The sequence below is a fragment of the Pseudoalteromonas rhizosphaerae genome (assembly GCF_028885455.1).
In the GTDB taxonomy this organism is placed as follows: Bacteria; Pseudomonadota; Gammaproteobacteria; order Enterobacterales; family Alteromonadaceae; genus Pseudoalteromonas; species Pseudoalteromonas rhizosphaerae.
The window spans coordinates 3,219,992-3,241,375 of sequence record NZ_CP118496.1 but is presented as its reverse complement, the minus strand read 5'-3'; the positions used below and the strand labels follow the sequence as shown (position 1 = coordinate 3,241,375).

Genomic DNA, 21,384 nt, shown 5'->3' with positions numbered 1-21,384 from the left:
CTTATACTGAGCTCACTTAAAACAAAAAAAGAGCGACTATGAAACGTTATTTTTCTCTGACACTCCTTGCAACTGCGGTACTTGCAGGATGTGCAACAACAAGTCTCACCTCTGATGATGTTAGCAAAGGGTATAATTCAATCAATGCCCAACAACTCGCAGAGCATGTCAAAGTGCTTGCCTCCGATGAATTTGGAGGCCGCGCTCCATCTTCAAAAGGTGAAGAACTCACACTAGCTTACCTTACTGATGAATTTAAAAAACTAGGTTATCAACCAGGTAATGGCGACAGCTTTTTACAAGAAGTTCCGTTGGTGTCTCTTGAAGCAGATCCAAACATGGTGTTAACTATCGGCGGCAAAGATTACCAGTATAAAAAAGACATGGTAATGGGCAGCAGTCGCATTAGCGAACGCCAAAGTATTAAAGACTCCGAACTGGTATTTGTTGGTTATGGTGTTAATGCCCCAGAATATAATTGGAATGATTACGCAGGTTTAGATGTTAAGGGTAAAACTGTGGTGATATTAGTCAACGACCCTGGTTTTGCCACTAAAGATCCTGCTTTGTTTACCGGTGATGCCATGACTTACTATGGCCGTTGGACTTACAAATACGAAGAAGCCAGCCGTCAAGGTGCTGCTGGGGCTATCATCGTTCATGAAACTGCACCGGCCTCTTACCCTTGGTCTGTGGTTGAAAACTCATGGAGCGGCGAGCAGTTTGGTTTTCAAAAAGAAAACAATAATATGGACAGAGTCGCTGTTGAAGGTTGGGTAACCACAGAGGTTGCTAACGAGCTTTTCACTAAAGCAGGTTTAGATTTTGCCAGTGCGAAAGCCAATGCAGCAAAAGGCGCTTATCATGTTGATATGGGCGATTTAACAGCGTCTGTTGCGGTTAAAAACACCATCAAAAAATCAATTTCATATAACTTCATTGCGACTTTACCCGGTAGTGAAAAACCAGATGAGCATATTATATACTCAGCACACTGGGATCACTTAGGTACTGATAAAAACCGTAAAGGCGACCAAATCTACAATGGAGCACATGATAACGCGACAGGCACTGCAGGCTTAATTGAAGTAGCTGAAGCGTTTGCAAGCTTACCAAAGCACCCTAGCCGCTCAATGACTTTTTTGGCAGTGACAGCTGAAGAGCAAGGTTTATTAGGATCTAAGTATTATGCTGCACACCCAGTGATAGCAGCAAATAAGACAGTCGCTAATATTAATATGGATAGCTTGAACTTGTTAGGCAAAGTAAAAGATATCAGCGTGGTTGGTATTGGTAAATCAGAAATGGACTCGCTATTAGCACAGGCAGCTAATGCACAAGGACGCACTGTCTCGGGCGATCCTAAACCATCTTCAGGCGGGTACTATCGCTCTGATCATTTTGCTTTCGCCAACATGGGTATTCCAGCGATGTATGCGGGTGGTGGCAGTGAAGCACTTGACGAAGATACGGCTAATTATCGTAAACGCATGAGCTTAGTGCTACGTGGTTGTTACCATCAACCATGTGACAGGTACCGTGACGAATGGGATCTATCGGGAGCTGTACAAGACTTACAACTGTTTTATCAAGTAGGTTTTGACATTTCTGAGCAACCACAATGGCCAAAATGGAATGCGAACTCAGAATTCCAAAGAAAATAACGCAAATGATATTGATTTTCATTTGATTTAAATCTAAAGTGCAACTTAGATAGTTTTTAGGTTGCACTTATGTTTTCACTTTCACTGCCCAAAATTAGTTTTCCAACGTCCACACATTTTATTATCAGTAATAAACGCCTATTGTTACCGCTATTTTTGTTGTGTTGTTTAGCTTATGCTCCTTTGCGAGCAATGACATTGACGGCAATGAGTGATGCGTTTTTTCAAGTTAGTATATTTGTTGCCGCCACTTTATTTATCTATTACTACGCCATCGATCGGTTGCCTCACTTAGAGCTTGGCTATTTAAGTCAAAAATCACCCTTGTTAGAAATTAGTTTTGCTTCATTACTCGGTGCTTTACCTGGCTGCGGAGGCGCCATCATAGTAGTGACACAATTTACCAAAGGACAAGCGAGCTTTGGCTCTATCGTTGCTGTATTAACAGCGACCATGGGGGATGCTGCATTTTTACTATTAGCAACGAAGCCGCTTGAAGGCTTACTTATTATGATTATTGGCCTGAGCGTTGGTATTATCAGCGGCTCCTTAGTCAATGCATTTCATAAGCAAGATTATCTTCGCCCAGCAAAAAATGATTATGCTGATGAGTGCTTAAATCAGCCTAGTAAGGCAATTATTGTCAGCAAATCAATTTGGCAAATTATTATGATGCCCAGTCTTATTGTGGCAATAATGATTGCTTTCAATACTGACTTTTCAGCCTTTGACGCTCTACTTGCTGAGTCAATTACCTTATTTGGCGCTATTATGGCGCTATTGGCTGTTACCATTTGGGCGCTGTCGTCTAAAGGTCAAAGCTATCAACAAGTAACTTCAGAAGAAGAAACTATAACGCCCCCTTCAAAGCTATATAAAGTTTTGCAAGACACCCACTTTGTCACCGCATGGGTAGTTGCCTCATTTATGCTATTTGAGCTATTAGTAACATTTGCCGGTGTGGATTTAAAAGCCTGGTTTACCCACTATGCATACTTAGCGCCTTTGATTGCCGTTTTGATTGGTTTTTTACCTGGCTGTGGACCACAAATAGTGGTAACTACATTGTATATTCAAGGCATCATTCCCTTTAGTGCATTAGCTGCGAATGCAATATCAAATGACGGCGATGCCCTTTTCCCTGCAATCGCAATGGCACCACGTGCCGCATTTGTGGCAACAATATATTCGGCAATTCCCGCTTTACTCGTTGGTTATGGCTTATATTTCTTTGGGTTGTAAGTCACTGACATAAAAAAGCTCAGCGACTGCTGAGCTTTTCATTATACCAATCGTGTTAAGTTACTGACCATTTATAGCGACAGATAAATACAGTGATAACAAGGCATAAATTTTGACATGTAGTTGTTCTACTTGAAAAAATTATAACGCAGTTAGCGCTTTATTTAGCTCGCTAGAATGGTTAAATATTTAAGTCAATTGGTATTATTCATTATTTAATTAAACAGTAGCTGATTCTAGAGCAACTTCTTTTGGATTTGGGCCATGATCGTTCTCCCCTTCTTGCGAATTTTGTGCATAGAAAACAATTAAAACAATCCAGCCGATTACTGGTACTAACCAAAGTAACTGCCACCAACCTGAACGATTCGTATCATGAAGACGACGAGCACCAGCACTTAGACCTGGGATCAATAGCGCGAGGCTATAGATAGTGCCAATAAACATTGTACCTAATAAGCCATCAACTGCATTACATACAATTGAGAAAATCGTATTAAATAATACGAACATCCAGTAAGCTTTACGACGGCTACGACCTGAAAAATCCGCGTAGCTGCGCAACGCATTCATATAATGTTCCATTGTATTTCCTTAGTGTTATTTTTTATATTCCCTAATAGGGCCTTTATTACTTTTCAGTAACCCTTGTATATTAATTAAAAACAACTATTTGTAAAAGAAAAACCAGCATTAAGCTGGTTTTAAAATAGGTAATATTTTAAAAGTAATTAAAAAGTCTTAACTCATTGCCATCATCATTTTGGCTGGGTTTTCTAAATACGATTTCCACAAGTTATTGAATCGCGCTATCGTAGCGCCATCAATCACTCGGTGATCGCCTGACCAACTAACTTGCATAATTGCAGCAGACACCACTTGCCCTTTGGCATCAAAACGCGGTAGATGTTGTAATTTACCCAATGCCACAATCGCCACTTCTGGCTTGTTGATAATTGGCGTCGCAACTGTGCCGCCAATCGCGCCAATATTAGAAATGCTAATTGTGCCGCCTTTGAGATCGTCAGGGCTAACACGTCCTTCACGGGCAGCATCCGTCAATCGCGTTACTTCATTGGCTACATCAACAATACTCTTTGTTTGACATTGTTTGATATTTGGCACTAACAAACCAATTTTAGAGTCAACTGCCATACCGATATTGTGATCATCAAAATAGCTAAGCTCAGTGCATTCATCATTTATTTTCGAGTTTAATACCGGAAATTCTTTCATCGCCAGCGATAAGGCCTTGATGAAAAATGGCATCATTGTCAATTTAACGCCTTGTTGCTTATATTGCTCTTTCAAATCACTGCGCAGAGCAATCAAAGTTGTTAAATCAATCTCATCACAAAATGTAAAATGTGGGATCGTCGTTACCGAAGCAACCATTTGTTTAGCCATTGCTGCTTTGATGCCTTTAATTGGCTCAATGCGCATTCTACCAGTCTCGCTAGTTGTGGTTTTCGTAACTTCAGACTTCGTTTGCAGTGGTGATGTATCAATACTATTTGGCACTTCCCCTTTCACAAACTGTTCAATGTCCTCTTTATAAATACGGCCATTCTTACCACTGCCTGGGACTGTGGTTAGATCAACATCAAGTTCACGTGCTTTGCGTCTTACTGCCGGTGATGCGACCGCCTTTTTATTAATTACAGCAGCTGCTGTCACCGACTTTTCAACTACTGCTGGTTTTTGCTCTACCGCTTTGGTTTGTGCTTTCACTAATGCATCATTGATATCGACAACGTTCGCTTGAGTGCCTGCAATCGACATTTGAAAAAGAGGGCTGTGTACTTGCGCAATATCCCCTTTAGCATAATAAAGTTTTACCACTGTGCCAGTATACTTAGCGGGAATTTGTACGAGTGCTTTGTCTGTCATTACATCACAAACGGCTTGATCTTCTTCAATCAAATCACCTTCACTGACTAACCACTCAACAATTTCACACTCAACAATTCCTTCACCAATGTCGGGAAGGATAAAATCCTCAACGACTTCAGAGTGAGTATTTGTTTGCGTGTGCTCTATTGCGCTGGTTGTTTCTTCTTGAGTATGTTCGGCTGTAGTCTCACCAGCTACATCCATTGCAAACAGCGGGGCATGCACTAAAGCAATATCCCCTTTAGCATAATAGAGCTTACTGATCACACCATCATGAACCGCAGGAATTTGCACCAGTGCTTTGTCTGTCATTACATCACAAATCGGTTGATCTTCAGCTACGGTGTCGCCTTCGGCTACTAACCATTCAACAACTTCACATTCAACGATGCCTTCACCGATATCCGGTAAAATAAAATCTTTTGCCATGATGACTCCTAAAATTCGACCGATTGCTTGATTGCTGCGAGCACTTTCAACGCATCAGGTACATATTCTTTTTCAAGCGCTAATGGATACGGAGTATCTAAGCCGCAAACACGTAAGATAGGTGATTCTAAATGCAAAAAACATTCTTGTTGGATTGTCGCCGCAATTTCTGCACCAAAACCATTAGTGATTGGTGCTTCATGGCTAACAATAAGTCGCCCTGTTTTTGTCACTGAGTTAACAATCGTTTCCATATCCCATGGTAAAATACTGCGTAGATCAATCACTTCACAACTAATACCCTGCTCACTTGCACGTTTTGCAGCATCTTCGATGATTTCCATCTGTGCGCCCCAAGCAAGTAGTGTTACATCCGTACCTTCACTAACTATTTCAGCTTTACCAAGTTCAATGCTGTAATCTTGTTCAGGAACTTCACCCGTCGATGCACGATATAAACGTTTAGGCTCAAAGAAAATAACTGGATTATCATCTTTAATTGCAGCACGTAATAAGCCCTTTGCTTGGTAAGGGTTGCGAGGGACAACAATCTTAAGTCCCGGGGTATGTGCAAAATAAGCTTCAGGTGATTGCGAATGATATAAACCACCGGCAATACCACCACCGTAAGGAGTACGGATAGTCAGGTTGCCAACATTAAACTCGTTACCGCTACGATAACGAAATTTAGCAGACTCATTTACTATTTGGTCAAAGGCTGGAAAGATATAATCGGCAAATTGAATTTCAGCAAGTGCTGGTGCGCCAAACGCTGCTAAGCCATTAGCAAAACCCATGATCCCTTGTTCGGTTAATGGTGTATTAAATACACGGTGCTGACCATATTTCTCTTGTAGTCCAGACGTTGCGCGAAATACGCCGCCAAAATAGCCAACATCTTCACCAAAAATACACGCTTGCGGATGTTCAGCCATAGTTATATCAAGGGCTGAATTAATCGCATGTAACATATTCATTTTAGCCATTACTTAATTCTCCCTGCAGTCACTGGGTAAGCATCGGGGTGTTGCTTGATATGCGTTTTCAATTGCTCGTACTGACGTTGCAAAGAGGGGATCGGTGTATCATATACATCCGACACCAACTCTTCTAAGGCCGGTTTTGCAATCACTTCAGCGCGTTTTAATGCGGCTAGGATATCTTCACGAATTTGCTCTTTGGCTTTATTGTCTTCTTCTTCATTAAGCCAGTTTTGCTTAATTAACCATTTGCGAAAACGTTCGATTGGACAAGATTGATAATTTGCTTCTTCGTCTTTTGAACGATAGCCACTAGGATCATCTGATGTAGAATGCGCGCCAAGGCGATATGCAATCGATTCAATTAAAATCGGCTCACCTGTTTTAGTGGCAAGTTCACGGGCTTTTTTAGTTGCGGCATAAACAGCAAGTGCATCAGCACCATCAACACGAATCGTTTTAATACCGTAACCTACGCCACGAGAAGCGATGCCGTCGCCCTTAAATTGCTCATCCGCAGGAGTTGAAATCGCATAGCCGTTATTGCGAGCAAAAAATATAACCGGTGACTTATGCACTGCGGCCATATTTAAACCAGCATGGAAGTCTCCTTCTGAAGCAGCCCCTTCGCCAAAGTAACAGATAGTTATGTTATCTATCGTTGAGCTTAGTTCACCTGATTTTGCATCTATGTGTTTAATTTTCTGCCCGTACGCGTAACCTGTTGCTTGCGGTATTTGAGTACCTAGCGGCGATGAGATAGTCATGTAATTAAGTGCACTTGAACCGTAGTGAATTGGCATTTGGCGACCTTTACCTAAATCCAACTCATTTGAAAACATTTGATTCATAAACTGATCAAGTGTGAAGCCACGATAATGAAGTGCAGCCTGCTCACGGTATTGCGCCATGATCATATCGTCTTGATCAAGTGCCGCAGCAGACGCTGTCACTGCCGCCTCTTCGCCTAAACATTGCATGTAAAAGCTTACCCGGCCTTGGCGTTGAGCAGCTTGCATACGCTCATCAAGTGCACGAATAAAACGCATTGTTTCATATAACCGCAGCGCAGTACTTTCATCAATATCGGGGGCTGTTGCACCGTCGTGGATATCGCCATCCTCGTTTAAAATACTCAAGGTCGGAATATTTAAGGCATGACCGTCAATAAATGAGAGATCATGACTAATATTCAGCGATACGTTATTTGGATTGCTCATAACCTACCTTCTTTTGTTGTCGTAAACAGTACAAGTCAGTTGTTATTATTGGCTGTGCTCTGCAGGATAAACTTTGCAGAAACTGTACTGTATTTAAATTAAAGCTGCTAACACTTTACGTTAACGTAAAGTGTTATTCAACTAATCATAGACGAAACAAAGTTAATTGGCGACAGTGGCATTGGAAAGTTAACTATACAAAAGAATAAAGTATATACAATCATATAGTTAACGATTTGAGCTGACCTGCAAAGCAACAAATTAAATAATATTATCAGTCAGTTGTAATGGTATTACCGTTAATAATGCACGTTGTCCAAGGGCAACATCGGCATTAGGAAATATAATTGCTTCGCCTTCAACATCTGCGTAATAACAGGTCTGACCATCCGTTGCGAGTAAATCACCTTTGCTAAACCCGGTAAAATTCTCGGCATCATCCGAAAAAGGAAACGAAAAATCGTGTTCAGTGCGATTGATTGATCGGTGCACAGCAAATAACTCAAAGTCACTTGCATCAAATTCTTTATATATCACTTCTTTTTGGCTAATTAATGCGATTAGGGTCGCTTTGGTTTTCGCAAAACGACTCATATCATTTTCACCAAACGGTTTTACTTGACCAAGTTCAACGGTAAATGAATCTGCACCATGAACAAAAGAAGAATAGTAACTAAAAGTGGTGGCTGGTGATTTCATCATTAGCACCGTATTTACTCCACAGCTTAATAAAAACTGTAGTTGCGACTTTTTCCACGGTTTACCATGTAAAAAGGGATATACAGCAAATTTATCATTTTTTGAACCACGAATAGCAGTATGCAAATCGTAATGACAGCGCTCTCGCTGCTGACCGCCGCGTTGATAAAAGTCACTAACATATTGTTCAAGCTTGGCCGCTCGTGTGCGCTCATTATTCATCTTTACACCTTCGACAGTGTGATGACCATTAAATAAACGGTTTAGATTTTCTTCTACAAAACGCTTATCAATATTAATTGATTGCGGGTTACCAAAAATAAACAGTACTCGCTGTGCTAGTTGTAAATCGCCTAAGATAATACGCTTAATTAATTCATCGCAAATTTCAATAGGTGCTGTTTCATTACCATGGATCGCACTTGAAAGTACCACATCGATTGTAGTTGCGCATTTTGGTTGAAACTCTATAACGCCAGTGTCATGAATAGTTACAGTGGTACCATTACTTAAAGTAAAAGCACTCGGTGCTAAGTGCCATTCATTATTACGGCTGAGAGTTAAAAAATCGCCTTGCTGTTGTAATTCGTTTAAATACTCTGAGTTGGCTGTCATAATCCAAATGCCTTCATATTATTATGCAAATGAGAAACAAAAACGGCTGAATAAATCAGCCGTTATAAAATTGTCTAAGCGTTATTAACTAATCACTGAATCAACCAACTTCTTGGCTTCTTTTTCTAATAGCGCTAAATGTTCTTCACCTTTGAATGATTCAAGGTAAATTTTATAAATGTCTTCAGTCCCTGATGGACGCGCTGCAAACCAGCCGTTTTCAGTAACTACTTTTAAACCACCAATAGCGGCATTATTACCAGGCGCATGAGTTAGCTTTTGTAAAATAGGCTCGCCCGCAAGTGTATCTGCCGTAACATCTTTCGCACTTAGCCCTTTAAGTCGCTCTTTTTGGGCAGAACTTGCAGGTGCATCTATACGTTTGTATATAGGCGCACCAAATTCGAGCTCAAGCTCTTTATAAAGTGCTGATGGAGTTTTTCCTGTTACAGCTAAAATTTCCGCGGCTAATAAACCCATGATGAAACCGTCTTTGTCGGTATTCCATACTGTACCGTCAAAACGAAGGAATGATGCCCCGGCACTTTCTTCACCGCCAAACGCGAGTGTTCCAGTACTTAGCCCTTCGACAAACCATTTAAAACCAACAGGTACTTCTTGCACTTGACGATTATTACGGGCAACTACTCGGTCAATCATCGCACTTGAAACAAGTGTCTTGCCAATTTCAACGTCTTTGGACCAATCACGATGATTTAATAAGTAATCAATGGCAACCGCTAAAAAGTGATTAGGATTTATTAAGCCGTCAGGAGTTACAATACCATGGCGATCATAGTCTGGATCATTGCCAATGCTTATATCAAAATCATCTTTAAGGGCGATTAAGTTTGCCATCGCATAAGGTGATGAGCAATCCATACGAATTTTGCCATCTTTATCAAGTGGCATAAATGCAAAGCGCGGATCGACACTTTCATTGACGATTGTTAAATCTAAAGCAAATTTTTCGGCGATAATAGGCCAAAAGTTGATCCCTGAACCACCGAGCGGATCAATACCCACTTTAATATTTGCATTTGCAATCGCTTTTACATCAACAACATTAATCAAATCTTCAATATAAGGAGTCATTAAATCTTGGTATTTAATAAAACCTGAACGGGCAGCTTTTGCAAATGGGAATAGCTCAACCTCAACTAAATCTTCTAGTAGTAGTTGATTTGCTCTGTCTTCTATCCACTTAGTAACGTCAGTATCTGCCGGCCCGCCATTAGGTGGGTTATATTTAAAACCGCCGTCTTCTGGAGGATTATGTGAAGGTGTAACAACAATACCGTCAGCTAATTCATGAGGATGTAATTTGTTATGACACACGACCGCGTGGCTAATCACCGGTGTAGGTGTAAAATCGTCGTTTTCTTGCGTGATCACTTGTACTTCGTTAGCAACAAGCACTTCAATCGCTGAATTGTAAGCCGCCTCACTTAACGCGTGCGTATCCTTACCTAAGAATAGCGGTCCAAAAATATTATTTTGTTTTCGGTAATCACAAATTGCTTGAGTAATGGCGAGAATGTGAGATTCATTGAATTTCACATCATATGAACAACCTCGGTGCCCTGAAGTACCAAAAGCAACACAATGTTCAGGGTTTTGCTCTAGATCGGGTTCATTTAAATAATAAGCAGACACTAATTTTGGTACATTTACTAAATCTGATTGTGTTGCAGGTTTCCCTGCACCGGAATGAATCGCCATTACATTTCCTTTATAAGTAGTCTCGAATTTTTTCAGCTTGTTCAGCACTATAGCCTAAGCCAAGTGCCACTTCGTGTAGCATCATTTTCTTACGGGTAGTATTTGAGTTGGTCATTACCCAGTATTCACTGTCGGTAATGTTTTTTGGATTCATACTGCTGCCACTGTTTACTAACGCTTCTTTGCTGGTTGCGAAGTAAACGCGATCACGCCCTTGCACATCCAATACCGCTGAAAAATCAGTTTTATGAGTTCTATGTAAAGCAGATAAAATAAACAAAAAGCGCCCTACTACGCCTTTTTGCATGGCCAACTCTTCTTTATTGAGTATATTAAAAACACTGGCATGCGCTTGTGTCAATGGTGTGACAGCGGCTGACTTTTTATTCTCGGTCGATGAGGTGTGTTCAGTTGTTTGAGTCGTCTTTGCAACCTCATGCGTGACGGGCTGTTCTGGTTTTTCTTGCGCGGCTAAATCATTTTCGCCGTGAATATTTAATAAACGACGTAAAATAGTTGAGGCGCTTTCGCCTATACTTTGAGTGTTACTTGCAATGTATTGATATAACTCGTCGTCTATGTCAATTTTTTTCATGTTATTCCTGTCGTTACGGGTCACATTTTTTTCATCCATGCTGATTATACCCAAACCTGATTTAATTCTCTATGTTTTGCAATTTGTTATTTCACTAGGCAAACTAGGCACACTTTTATGAGATTGTTTTTGGAAACTGTGATGCTGTTAAATTACAAACAAACTGGCCAAGGGCCGCATGTAATTTTGATCCATGGATTGTTTGGTTCACTGGAAAATTTAAATGTTATAGCCAATGCATTGGCAGAAAATTTTACAGTAACGAATCTTGATTTACGTAACCATGGCCGTTCACCACACAGTGATATTATGGATTACCCGGCAATGGCTGACGACGTACTCGCCTTAATGGACCATTTAAGTATTGATAAAGCCCATTTAGTCGGTCATTCTATGGGCGGGAAAGTTGCTATGCAAATAGCACATATTAATCCAAGCTCAGTAAATAAGCTCGTAGTATTAGATATCGCTCCTGTTGCATATCAAAGTCGTCATGATGATATCATTGCGGCATTAAAGCTGGTAAAAAGCCATGCTATTAATGACCGCAAAGAAGCGGATAAATTAATGACGCAGCTAATACCTGAATTAGGTGTTCGCCAGTTTTTGCTAAAAAGCTATGCGAAAAACGAACTTGGTGAACTGCAGTGGCGCTTTAATTTGACTACCCTAAGTGAAAAATATCGCAATATTTTAGCAAATATTAAAGCAAATGATTCTTGTTTATGCGATACTTTATTTATCAAAGGGAACGATTCTGATTATATATTGCCTGAATATCGTGAAGCTATTATGGCTCAATTTAGCAACGCAAAAGCAAAAATTATTCATGGCGCAGGTCATTGGTTGCATGCCCAAAAACCAATGGCGGTTAATAAGTCTATCAATGATTTTTTAATGGCTTAATAAAGCAAAATTTAATCACGTATTTTTGACTTAGCGCACTAAATTATTACAATTTTATATGCTATAGTACGCGCCGTTTAATTTAAAGGTTATACGTTGATGGTCAGTCAGTTAATTAACGAATTTGATACCCTTGGGTTGTACTTTGGCTTAGCCGGTGTGTTCTTTTTTATCGGTATGGCTATCCAAGACGTACTAAAAAAAGGTAATGTGCCTAAATTTGGCCGTTATGTAGTATGGCTTGTGCTATTTTTAGGGTGTTCTGGTTTTATCGCTAAAGGACTTATTCAAGTTTTTTGGCAAGGTGCGGGTGTGGGTTAACCATGGCTAAGTCTGAAACAGATAGAACAACGCTCGATTTATTTGAATACGAAAAACGCCCCGGCAGACCAAAAACGAATCCCCTACCAAGGGAGGTTCAGTTAAAGGTAAATAAACGTAATCAAATAAAAAGAGATAAAGCACGTGGTTTAAAGCGTGTCGAATTTAAAGTTTCATCGCAGTTATATCAAGCGTTAAGCGATATGGCCGATGCACAAAATATTAGCCGCAGTGCGCTGATTGAAACTATTTTACAAGAAAGATTGGCTATTGATAGATAAAAGGTTTTAAATCCATGGCAAGTGTAGGTATTTTTTTCGGAAGTGACACAGGTAACACAGAACACGTAGCTAAAATGATCCAAAAAGAATTGGGTAAAAAGTTAGTGGCTGTGCATGATATTGCTAAAAGTTCAAAAGAACAGATCGCAGAATTTGATTTAATCTTATTTGGCATTCCTACTTGGTATTATGGTGAAGCACAATGTGATTGGGATGACTTTTTCCCTGAATTAGAAGAAGTTGATTTTGAAGGCAAGCTTGTGGCTATTTTTGGCTGTGGCGATCAAGAAGACTACGCTGAATACTTCCTTGATGCGATGGGTATGATCAATGACATCGTTACTGAGCGTGGCGCTATTGTTGTGGGTCATTGGCCAACACAAGGGTATGATTTTGAAGCCTCGAAAGGCATGGCTGATGACAACCATTTTGTTGGTTTAGGCATTGATGAAGACCGTCAACCAGAGCTTACTGAACAACGTGTAAAAGCATGGTCAGCACAAGTTTATGAAGAAATGTGTTTAAGTGAACTTGCTGATTAAATGCACTTTATTGCTAGTAATCGTATAAAATAGTGACGTTCGTTTTCCTATTACACATTTTATAAGTATTTCTAGCAATTGATCTTTGCACTTAATGACTAGGCACGTTATTCTTATCGTTGCTAATGTGTCGTGTACATCTTTGTAAGGTGTCTAGTATAACCAAATATAATTGAGACAGATTTAATGACTGATCATAACTTGGAATTAAAAAAAGCCGGCTTAAAAGTAACTTTGCCGCGTATTAAAATTTTAGAGATTTTACAATCTCCAGATAACCAACACATCAGCGCTGAAGATGTTTACAAAATTCTTTTGGACCTAGGTGAAGAAATTGGCCTTGCTACTGTGTACCGCGTACTTAACCAATTTGATGATGCGGGTATTGTTAGCCGTCACCATTTTGAAGGCGGTAAGTCTGTATTTGAACTCTCTGGTAGCACACACCATGATCACCTAGTATGTTTAAAATGTGGTAAAGTTGTTGAATTTGAAGATGAAATGATTGAACGTCGTCAACTTGAAATTTCAGAAGAAAATGGTATTAAATTAACCAACCACTCTCTTTATTTGTATGGCGAGTGTACTGACACTGCAGCATGTAAAGCATTTGCTGATAGTCAATAATTTATTAGCTGAATAAAAAAAACCTGCAAATTGCAGGTTTTTTTATGTCTGTTACTTTTATCCCCTCGCCTTTGAGCGAAGGGATAAAAAACTACTGCTGTGTTTTAGTCCAAGAATCACGTAAACCAACTGTTTGGTTAAATACAATGTTCTCTGACTTAGTATCACGGCTGAAGTACCCTGTACGTTCAAATTGAAAACCTTGTGCAGGCTCTGCATTAGCAAGTGATGGCTCAAGTTTTGCGTTTGCTAAAACCACTAATGAATCAGGATTTAAAGTTGTTGCAAAGTCTTCAGCTGCTGCAGGATTTGGTACGCTGAATAACCGATCATATAAACGAACTTCTGCGGTGATTGACTCACTGGCTGACACCCAGTGGATAACGCCCTTCACTTTACGTCCATCAGTTGGATTTTTGCCCAGCGTTTGTGGATCATAGCTACAAAAAATCGTGGTTATTTCGCCATTTTCGTCTTTTTCAACACGCTCTGCTTTAATAACATAAGCACCACGTAATCGAACTTCTTTATCAAGTACTAAGCGCTTGAATTTGTTATTTGCTTCTTCTTTGAAGTCTTCACGTTCAATATAAATTTCACGGGTGAACGGAACATCACGACGACCCATACTTTCATCATTTGGATGATTTGCAATTGATAAGGTTTCAACGGTATCAACAGCATAGTTTTCAATGATGATTTTAACCGGATCGAGAACGGCCATGGCACGTGGAGCATGTTCGTTTAAGTCTTCACGGATACAGGCTTCAAGCATGCCCATTTCAACCATGTTTTCTTGTTTGGTTACGCCAATACGTAAGCAAAATTCACGAATTGATGCTGGTGTATAACCACGACGGCGAAGACCTGCAATGGTAGGCATACGCGGATCATCCCACCCTTCAACATACTCATTGACCACTAAATCATTTAGCTTACGCTTTGACATTATAGTGTATTCAAGGTTTAACCTTGAAAACTCAATTTGTTGTGGATGACATTCAAGACTGATGTTATCTAACACCCAATCATATAAACGGCGGTTATCTTGAAATTCAAGTGTACACAATGAATGGGTAATGCCCTCTAGCGCATCTGAGATACAGTGCGTAAAGTCATACATTGGGTAAATACACCATTTATCACCGGTTTGATGATGATGAGCAAAACGCACACGATAAATAATAGGATCACGCAGCACCATAAATGAGCTGGCCATATCGATTTTTGCGCGTAATACACACTCGCCTTCTTTAAATTCACCAGCACGCATTTTTTCAAATAGTGCTAAGTTTTCTGAAGGACTAGTATCACGGGTTGGACTATTTTTACCAGGCTCTTTTAACGTGCCGCGATATTCACGCGCTTGATCAGCTGTTAAAAAGCACACATAGGCTAAGCCTTTATTAATAAGCTCTACAGCATAGTCATACAAAGTATCAAAATAATTTGACGAATACTTTATTTCACCATCCCAGTTAAAACCTAACCACTGAACATCTTCTTTGATTGAATTAACGTAGTTAATATCTTCTTTTTCAGGGTTAGTATCATCAAAACGTAAATTACATTGACCACTGTAGTCTTGCGCAATACCAAAATTTAAACAAATTGATTTAGCATGACCAATATGTAAAAAACCATTTGGCTCTGGTGGAAAACGAGTATGTGTAGACGCATGTTTACCTGATGCTAAATCTTCATCAATACGGGTTCTTATAAAGTTACTTGGGCGATTCTCAATTTCCGCCATAGGAATACAATCCTCACAATAGTGCATGGTGACAAAACTACTGCATTATACCCAAACCACCCCAAGATGCGAGTTTCAGTTGGAATTAAAAGCGATTTAGGCAAGGCATTGATTGCAAATAATAGTGGTTCTATTGGTAAAATCAATAACGCAGTATAAATCGCTTTTAAACCAACCCGTTGGGCGTTTCGCAGGCACTTACTCTCATCGTTGTTACTTCTTAAAAGGGACTACCATTGTTACAAAGTAACGCCTTGATATTAAGCCCCTGTGAAACGCTGAATTCTGCATATTGAGGTGGTTTGGGTATATTATAAAAACAAACCTTAACATACAGTAATAGATGCGGGTTTATTACATATTGTGTGCTTAGCGGAAAATACTAGCTAAAGAACCACGCCTGGGTTGTTATTTAATCTCTTAATGACGATAAATTGTTCTAGCGCAATAAAACAGTCATTCAACCAAGCTACAGTGACGTCATTAAAGTAATTCTTTTAAGGAGAAAATAATGGCTTCACTTTCACAGCATCGCGTTTATATCCCAACTACTGCACGCGCAAACCAATATATCTTAGCGGAGTTCGTACCCAGTGCCGATTTATACGCACGTTTTAGTAATATACAGCAATGTTATGAACGTTTAGCACGACAGCTATTCTCTTCATGTGATGAATACGAGCTACACAATGTACATTTGATAGCAAACGATAAGCTCCCCGTTGTTAGGTTTCATGAAGAGTCGTATTGTTTACAAACAGAAAAACAAATTTTATTCTTTTATAACCCGCGTTACCATGAAGCGCATAAATGCATTTACGACAGCAGCAAACCCAGTAAAAAAATTCGCTTACTCTTCCTTGCTACTGGTGAAGACTTGCGTGCGAATGCTGCCATATTCCATACTCGGGTTAAAAAAGTACTCGAATACCTACAAAGCACATTATTGATCGATGAAGCAGCAATAAAAGTGCGTGATCATCAACATTTAACCTATGACTTGTTCGCCAAAGCGAAAGGATGTAAAGAAAGCTACGGTTATAAACTCAGAGGACTCTACCCTCGCTACCAAAGCCGCCATTGTACACTCCCTGCAGAACATAATGAGATGACCTATACGACATTTGCGATCCCAATAACACGTACTATTAAAACTCAGTTTCATCATTTACTTAATAAGCCAACATTCACAGAGTTTTACCAGCACTTTTATGACGCATTTATTAAGCAATGCGCCGCCAAAAATTTACATTTAGCGGCGATGATAGCAAATGGTACGATGCCAATAATTAGAAACAGTAAGACTGATAACAACGATGGCAATCATGAATTGCAAAAGCTAAGTTTTTCAACCGACGATCAAAAAACGCAATATAGTCATTATTGGCATGATGAAAAACTAGTAGATTCACTGCATTTTGTTATTGTTGCCAGTGAAAAAGACGAACAAGGAATTGGCCACGGTCGGTTTATGAATCAAGTTGAAAGTGTGATCCGTACACTCATCGAACCATTATCTATTAATATAGAGCGCCAAGATATCACTGTGCGATTTTTTCAACATATCAATCATTATCTATAATAGCGAGCTTGTCGATAATGAACCCCTTAAGCTAAGTTCAGGTTAACTACAGACCTTATCCCTGCCAGTATTTTTAGCATGGTAAAGGTTTGTGTCAGCAACTTTTAATAACGTATTAAGGGCGAGTCCTGGCTGCATTTGTGCTACACCAGCACTGCTTGTTAAAGTGATTTTTTTATCGGTCAAGCTTAACGATTTTAAACAAATGCATAAGTTACCGATAAAATCATGCCCTTGTGCAAGTGTTAAGTTTGGCATTACCACAATAAACTCTTCACCACCAAAGCGAGCAAATTGATACTCAGTATCAGCTAACTGCTCTGTAAGTAACGCGCTAAAAGCAATTAGGGCTTGATAACCGATATCATGACCATATTGATCATTTACTTGTTTAAAATGATCAATATCTAAAATTGAAACTGAAAAGTTTTGTTGCTTCCCGATAAGTTGCGCTGCAATAAAATCGAGAATATAGCGACGGTTATGAGCTCCAGTGAGTGGATCTGTATTTGCTCTGCGTTGGCTTCGTAAATATGCTTTGCGTTGATTTAATGCGAAAATTGTAATGCTTAATATCGCTAATATACCAATAACAGAATAGGCTGCTTGTAACTGTCCTTCTTTAGCTAACTTATCTAAAGTAATTTGTTGGTATTTTAATTTCTCTTCAGCCAACTGCAATTTGATATCTTGTTGAGTAGATTCAAATCGTGAGCGTGCTTCTTGCTCGAGTTTCTGCTGCGTTGTTTCTTTTGCTTGCTCTGTAAGCTTAATCAATAACTTCAGTGCATTAGTAGCCTCTGCAAAACGACCTAATTGTTCTAGGCTTTGCGCCTTTAAGCTGAGTGTATTCCGGCTGTAACGGTTATTAAGCGGCCTATCGTAATCAGTCAACAATAACTCTGATGCTTGAATATATTCAAGTGCTTGCTCTGGTTGCTGTAATGCTAAGAAAGTTTTAGCAAATCCATTATTTAATGCAATTATATGCGCTGGATTTACAATCACTTTATTGACATAACTTTTAGCCAAGTATAGTAGTTGCAACGCTTGCGAATATTTTTTTTGCTTCAGAGCAACATTTGCTTTACCAGCTGGCGCTAAAAAAAGATAGCGCGGTGCTTTTACCATTGCTGATAACATTATCATTTCTTCATAACAAGCCGCCGCTGAATCAAGTTTTTCGGCGCGCTCATATGTCATGCATAAGATATAGATAACAGGCAAACCATTGACAACATTGCCGTTTTTACTGGCGAGATCGCGTGCTAAAACTGCATATTGCTCACCTTTCTCAAATAGTGACATGGTCGAATAATATGCAGCTAAACTATCATAAACATAAAGCATGGTAGTTGATGACATATTCGCAGTTTTGGCTTCAATGTAGGCATTTTCGATAATTTCTATTGCTTTAGGGTATTCCTCTTGCCAGAGCAACAGAGCCCCTTCAATTGACTCAGCTTGTACCAACATCTCTAAATCGTTTGCTTGAATAAAGGCATTTTGTGCTAAGCGGATTTGTTTAATACTTTCAGGTAACAGCCCTTCTTCTAAAGAAAAAACACTCCGATACATTAACCAATAACCTTGGATCCAATCATCGTCTTTAGGCAGTTGTTGTTGGGCAAGTTCAAAGTAACTTTGTGAACGTGCGATATCACCTTTAAATAAATACAGCCGCGCTAACAAAGTATTATTATAAGCGTGTTCAGTGGTAGAAATACGCTGAGCTGCTTGTGTAATAACTAATTCTTCGATCAACTGATTTGGTTCAGCTAATGCGCGTTGTTCGGTTACTAAAAATGCGGTACGAAATGAAGTAGATGAAAAATAAATTGAAAGAGCAACAAAAGCATACAAGGTAGACTGTAAAATAAATTATTCGCATTACTGCTAGATCTTCCAATGATAAAAAGCAATCGCACATTATAACGGCAGTTTTGATTATTACCAGTAGAGTTTATTGAAACAAGCTATTGATTTTTATTATTAAATAAACAGCTAGAGATTCGGAAATTTATCATTATCTAGACATAATACTTTATAAATAATGGCAAAAAAAAGGCTCACTAAGTGAGCCTTTTTTCAAAACATAGCAGGTTATTACCAGCCAGTTTTTTCTTTAAGTGCTTTACCGATATCAGCAAGTGAACGTACAGTTTTTACGCCCGCAGCTTCTAATGCAGCAAATTTCTCATCAGCAGTACCTTTACCGCCAGCGATGATTGCGCCAGCATGACCCATACGCTTACCTTCTGGTGCAGTAACACCAGCAATGTAAGAAACAACAGGCTTAGTAACGTTAGCTTTGATGTACTCTGCAGCTTCTTCTTCTGCAGTACCACCGATTTCACCGATCATTACGATCGCTTCAGTTTGTGGATCTTTTTCGAACATTTCTAAAACGTCGATAAAGTTAGTACCAGGAATTGGGTCGCCACCAATACCAACACAGGTAGACTGACCGAAACCTGCATCTGTAGTTTGTTTAACAGCTTCGTACGTTAAAGTACCAGAGCGAGAAACAATACCTACTTTACCAGGTTTGTGGATGTGACCAGGCATGATACCAATCTTAGTCTCACCAGGAGTGATAACACCTGGACAGTTAGGACCGATCATACGAGTACCTGTTTGATCTAGTTTAACTTTAACGTCAACCATATCAAGTGTAGGGATACCTTCAGTGATACAAACGATTAGCTCGATGCCCGCATCGATTGCTTCTAAGATAGCATCTTTACAAAAAGGTGCTGGTACATAGATAACTGATGCAGTTGCACCTGTTGCTTCTACAGCATCACGTACAGTGTTAAATACTGGAAGACCAAGGTGCGTTTGACCGCCTTTACCTGGGCTTACACCACCAACCATTTGTGTACCGTACTCAAGCGCTTGCTCTGAGTGGAAAGTACCTTGGCCACCGGTGAAACCTTGACAGATAACTTTTGTATCTTTATTGATTAATACAGACATTATTTGCCCTCCGCAGCAGCAACAACTTTTTCAGCCGCGTCTGTTAGTGATTCAGCAGCAATGATATCTAGACCAGAATTCTTAAGAACTTCACGACCTAGCTCAGCGTTAGTACCTTCTAAACGTACAACTACAGGTACGTTTACGCCAACTTCTTTAACTGCGCCAATGATGCCTTCAGCGATCATGTCACAACGAACGATACCACCAAAGATGTTAACTAAAACAGCTTTAACGTTGTCATCTGAAAGAATGATTTTGAATGCTTCAGATACACGTTCTTTAGTCGCGCCGCCGCCAACATCTAGGAAGTTTGCAGGCTTACCACCGTGTAGGTTTACGATGTCCATAGTACCCATTGCTAGGCCTGCACCGTTAACCATACAACCAACGTTACCGTCTAATGCAACGTAGTTAAGTTCAAAACTTGCTGCATGTGCTTCACGTGCATCTTCTTGTGATGGATCGTGGAAATCACGCATTTTAGGTTGACGGTAAAGTGCATTACCATCGATACCGATTTTGCCGTCAAGACAGTGAAGGTTACCTTCATCAGTGATAACAAGCGGGTTGATTTCAAGTAGTGCGAAATCGAAATCAGTAAACATTTTACCAAGACCCATGAAGATCTGTACGAACTGTTTCATTTGTACTGGGTTAAGACCCAATTTAAAACCTAGTTCACGTGCTTGGTAAGCTTGAGGACCTACTAATGGGTCGATCTCTGCTTTGTGGATAAGCTCTGGTGTTTCTTCAGCAACAGTTTCAATTTCAACACCGCCTTCAGTAGACGCCATGAAAACAACTTTGCGAGATGCACGGTCAACAACTGCACCTAAGTACAATTCGTTGGCGATATCAGTACAGCTTTCTACTAAAATTTTAGCAACTGGCTGACCATTCTCGTCTGTTTGGTAAGTAACTAGGTTTTTACCTAACCAGTTAGCTGCAAACGCTTTAACTTCGTCGATAGTTTTAACTAGCTTTACACCGCCAGCTTTACCACGTCCACCTGCGTGAACCTGAGTTTTAACAACCCACATATCACCGCCGATTTTCTCAGCAGCTGCTGCAGCTTCTTCAGGTGTATCGCAAGCGAAACCTTGAGAAACTGGTAAACCATATTCGGCAAAAAGTTGTTTTGCCTGATACTCATGCAAATTCATGATGCTTTATCCAATTTTTTATACTAAAAGAGCTGACTATTTTTATAAATAGACAGCTATCCCAAATTGCGCACCTAGTATAGATCCCAAGGCTTAACATGAAAACCCCAGTACGACCAAAGGCGCAAAAAAAAAGCTGTGAATATGACTCACAGCTTATATTTTATA

19 protein-coding genes are annotated in these 21,384 nt (G+C 39.7%); 8 read left to right on the top strand and 11 right to left on the bottom strand.

All coding sequences use genetic code 11. The features are described from left to right. Positions 1-38: 38 nt before the first annotated feature. Together PVK79_RS13855 and PVK79_RS13850 are read left to right on the top strand one after the other, a co-directional pair. The gene (locus PVK79_RS13855; RefSeq protein WP_257325945.1) at positions 39-1,664 is read left to right on the top strand and encodes a M28 family metallopeptidase; all 1,626 of its coding nucleotides are present in this window, start codon (positions 39-41) and stop codon (positions 1,662-1,664) included. A gap of 69 nt (positions 1,665-1,733) precedes the next feature. Continuing rightward, positions 1,734-2,906, top strand: coding sequence for a putative manganese transporter (locus tag PVK79_RS13850; RefSeq protein WP_257325942.1), 1,173 nt, complete (start codon positions 1,734-1,736; stop codon positions 2,904-2,906). Between the two features lie 219 nt (positions 2,907-3,125). Here PVK79_RS13850 and PVK79_RS13845 read toward each other — a convergent pair whose 3' ends face one another. The 7 genes from PVK79_RS13845 to seqA form a co-directional block, all read right to left on the bottom strand. Beyond that, complete coding sequence (locus tag PVK79_RS13845; RefSeq protein WP_257325940.1) at positions 3,126-3,491, bottom strand: DUF805 domain-containing protein; 366 nt, start codon at positions 3,489-3,491, stop codon at positions 3,126-3,128. Between the two features lie 156 nt (positions 3,492-3,647). Continuing rightward, entirely contained in the window at positions 3,648-5,228 is a 1,581-nt protein-coding gene (locus tag PVK79_RS13840; RefSeq protein WP_257325938.1) for a dihydrolipoyllysine-residue acetyltransferase, read from the bottom strand. Between the two features lie 8 nt (positions 5,229-5,236). Continuing rightward, positions 5,237-6,214 carry an alpha-ketoacid dehydrogenase subunit beta gene (locus tag PVK79_RS13835; protein WP_145233893.1) on the bottom strand — a complete coding sequence of 326 codons (978 nt, stop codon included), beginning with the start codon at positions 6,212-6,214 and terminating at the stop codon, positions 5,237-5,239. Next, positions 6,214-7,428: a thiamine pyrophosphate-dependent dehydrogenase E1 component subunit alpha gene (locus tag PVK79_RS13830; protein ID WP_145233891.1), complete on the bottom strand. Its 1,215-nt coding sequence runs from the start codon at positions 7,426-7,428 to the stop codon at positions 6,214-6,216. The genes PVK79_RS13835 and PVK79_RS13830 overlap by 1 nt, the downstream gene beginning before the upstream one ends. Before the next feature lie 261 nt (positions 7,429-7,689). Further along, positions 7,690-8,742, bottom strand: coding sequence for a succinylglutamate desuccinylase (gene astE / locus PVK79_RS13825; protein WP_145233889.1), 1,053 nt, complete (start codon positions 8,740-8,742; stop codon positions 7,690-7,692). Positions 8,743-8,826: 84 nt separating this feature from the next. Next, complete coding sequence (gene pgm, locus PVK79_RS13820) at positions 8,827-10,464, bottom strand: phosphoglucomutase (alpha-D-glucose-1,6-bisphosphate-dependent) (protein ID WP_257325936.1); 1,638 nt, start codon at positions 10,462-10,464, stop codon at positions 8,827-8,829. Between the two features lie 10 nt (positions 10,465-10,474). Further along, positions 10,475-11,059 carry a replication initiation negative regulator SeqA gene (seqA, locus tag PVK79_RS13815; protein ID WP_182717858.1) on the bottom strand — a complete coding sequence of 195 codons (585 nt, stop codon included), beginning with the start codon at positions 11,057-11,059 and terminating at the stop codon, positions 10,475-10,477. Positions 11,060-11,200: 141 nt separating this feature from the next. Between seqA and PVK79_RS13810 the strand changes: the two genes are divergently transcribed. The 5 genes from PVK79_RS13810 to fur all read left to right on the top strand — a co-directional run bounded on the left by PVK79_RS13810 (position 11,201) and on the right by fur (position 13,736). Then, positions 11,201-11,965 carry an alpha/beta fold hydrolase gene (locus PVK79_RS13810; RefSeq protein ID WP_145234106.1) on the top strand — a complete coding sequence of 255 codons (765 nt, stop codon included), beginning with the start codon at positions 11,201-11,203 and terminating at the stop codon, positions 11,963-11,965. A gap of 99 nt (positions 11,966-12,064) precedes the next feature. Further along, positions 12,065-12,286, top strand: a complete 222-nt coding sequence (locus PVK79_RS13805; RefSeq protein ID WP_054204660.1) for a DUF2788 domain-containing protein — start codon at positions 12,065-12,067, stop codon at positions 12,284-12,286. Between the two features lie 2 nt (positions 12,287-12,288). Next, positions 12,289-12,567 carry a LexA regulated protein gene (gene ybfE, locus PVK79_RS13800; RefSeq protein ID WP_016709654.1) on the top strand — a complete coding sequence of 93 codons (279 nt, stop codon included), beginning with the start codon at positions 12,289-12,291 and terminating at the stop codon, positions 12,565-12,567. A gap of 14 nt (positions 12,568-12,581) precedes the next feature. Next, positions 12,582-13,109: a flavodoxin FldA gene (gene fldA / locus PVK79_RS13795; protein WP_145233882.1), complete on the top strand. Its 528-nt coding sequence runs from the start codon at positions 12,582-12,584 to the stop codon at positions 13,107-13,109. Between the two features lie 186 nt (positions 13,110-13,295). After that, complete coding sequence (gene fur, locus PVK79_RS13790) at positions 13,296-13,736, top strand: ferric iron uptake transcriptional regulator (protein ID WP_145233880.1); 441 nt, start codon at positions 13,296-13,298, stop codon at positions 13,734-13,736. 91 nt (positions 13,737-13,827) lie between these two features. Here the strand turns inward: fur and glnS are convergent, their stop codons facing one another. Next, entirely contained in the window at positions 13,828-15,489 is a 1,662-nt protein-coding gene (glnS, locus tag PVK79_RS13785; protein ID WP_145233878.1) for a glutamine--tRNA ligase, read from the bottom strand. 511 nt (positions 15,490-16,000) lie between these two features. Here glnS and PVK79_RS13780 point away from each other — a divergent pair. Next, positions 16,001-17,071, top strand: coding sequence for a DUF3083 family protein (locus PVK79_RS13780; RefSeq protein ID WP_145233874.1), 1,071 nt, complete (start codon positions 16,001-16,003; stop codon positions 17,069-17,071). Positions 17,072-17,113: 42 nt separating this feature from the next. On the opposite strand, the gene PVK79_RS13775 is transcribed toward PVK79_RS13780, so the two are convergent. The 3 genes from PVK79_RS13775 to sucC form a co-directional block, all read right to left on the bottom strand. Beyond that, positions 17,114-18,934 (bottom strand): GGDEF domain-containing protein, encoded by a 1,821-nt coding sequence (locus PVK79_RS13775; RefSeq protein ID WP_257325932.1) that lies wholly within the window; start codon positions 18,932-18,934, stop codon positions 17,114-17,116. A gap of 243 nt (positions 18,935-19,177) precedes the next feature. Beyond that, positions 19,178-20,050, bottom strand: coding sequence for a succinate--CoA ligase subunit alpha (sucD, locus tag PVK79_RS13770; protein ID WP_145233870.1), 873 nt, complete (start codon positions 20,048-20,050; stop codon positions 19,178-19,180). Beyond that, on the bottom strand, positions 20,050-21,216 hold the full coding sequence (sucC, locus tag PVK79_RS13765) for an ADP-forming succinate--CoA ligase subunit beta (RefSeq protein WP_145233868.1): 1,167 nt from the start codon (positions 21,214-21,216) through the stop codon (positions 20,050-20,052). Before sucC ends, sucD begins: the two co-directional genes overlap by 1 nt. Positions 21,217-21,384: the final 168 nt, after the last annotated feature.

Coding starts and splice junctions, on each gene's coding strand:
- PVK79_RS13845 (WP_257325940.1), bottom strand. CDS start 3,491: ATGGAACATTATATGAATGCGTTGCGCAGCTACGCGGATTTTTCAGGT.
- PVK79_RS13805 (WP_054204660.1), top strand. CDS start 12,065: ATGGTCAGTCAGTTAATTAACGAATTTGATACCCTTGGGTTGTACTTT.
- pgm (WP_257325936.1), bottom strand. CDS start 10,464: ATGGCGATTCATTCCGGTGCAGGGAAACCTGCAACACAATCAGATTTA.
- fldA (WP_145233882.1), top strand. CDS start 12,582: ATGGCAAGTGTAGGTATTTTTTTCGGAAGTGACACAGGTAACACAGAA.
- sucC (WP_145233868.1), bottom strand. CDS start 21,216: ATGAATTTGCATGAGTATCAGGCAAAACAACTTTTTGCCGAATATGGT.
- fur (WP_145233880.1), top strand. CDS start 13,296: ATGACTGATCATAACTTGGAATTAAAAAAAGCCGGCTTAAAAGTAACT.
- ybfE (WP_016709654.1), top strand. CDS start 12,289: ATGGCTAAGTCTGAAACAGATAGAACAACGCTCGATTTATTTGAATAC.
- seqA (WP_182717858.1), bottom strand. CDS start 11,059: ATGAAAAAAATTGACATAGACGACGAGTTATATCAATACATTGCAAGT.
- glnS (WP_145233878.1), bottom strand. CDS start 15,489: ATGGCGGAAATTGAGAATCGCCCAAGTAACTTTATAAGAACCCGTATT.
- PVK79_RS13840 (WP_257325938.1), bottom strand. CDS start 5,228: ATGGCAAAAGATTTTATTTTACCGGATATCGGTGAAGGCATCGTTGAA.
- PVK79_RS13780 (WP_145233874.1), top strand. CDS start 16,001: ATGGCTTCACTTTCACAGCATCGCGTTTATATCCCAACTACTGCACGC.
- PVK79_RS13835 (WP_145233893.1), bottom strand. CDS start 6,214: ATGGCTAAAATGAATATGTTACATGCGATTAATTCAGCCCTTGATATA.
- PVK79_RS13810 (WP_145234106.1), top strand. CDS start 11,201: ATGCTGTTAAATTACAAACAAACTGGCCAAGGGCCGCATGTAATTTTG.
- PVK79_RS13850 (WP_257325942.1), top strand. CDS start 1,734: ATGTTTTCACTTTCACTGCCCAAAATTAGTTTTCCAACGTCCACACAT.
- astE (WP_145233889.1), bottom strand. CDS start 8,742: ATGACAGCCAACTCAGAGTATTTAAACGAATTACAACAGCAAGGCGAT.
- sucD (WP_145233870.1), bottom strand. CDS start 20,050: ATGTCTGTATTAATCAATAAAGATACAAAAGTTATCTGTCAAGGTTTC.
- PVK79_RS13855 (WP_257325945.1), top strand. CDS start 39: ATGAAACGTTATTTTTCTCTGACACTCCTTGCAACTGCGGTACTTGCA.
- PVK79_RS13830 (WP_145233891.1), bottom strand. CDS start 7,428: ATGAGCAATCCAAATAACGTATCGCTGAATATTAGTCATGATCTCTCA.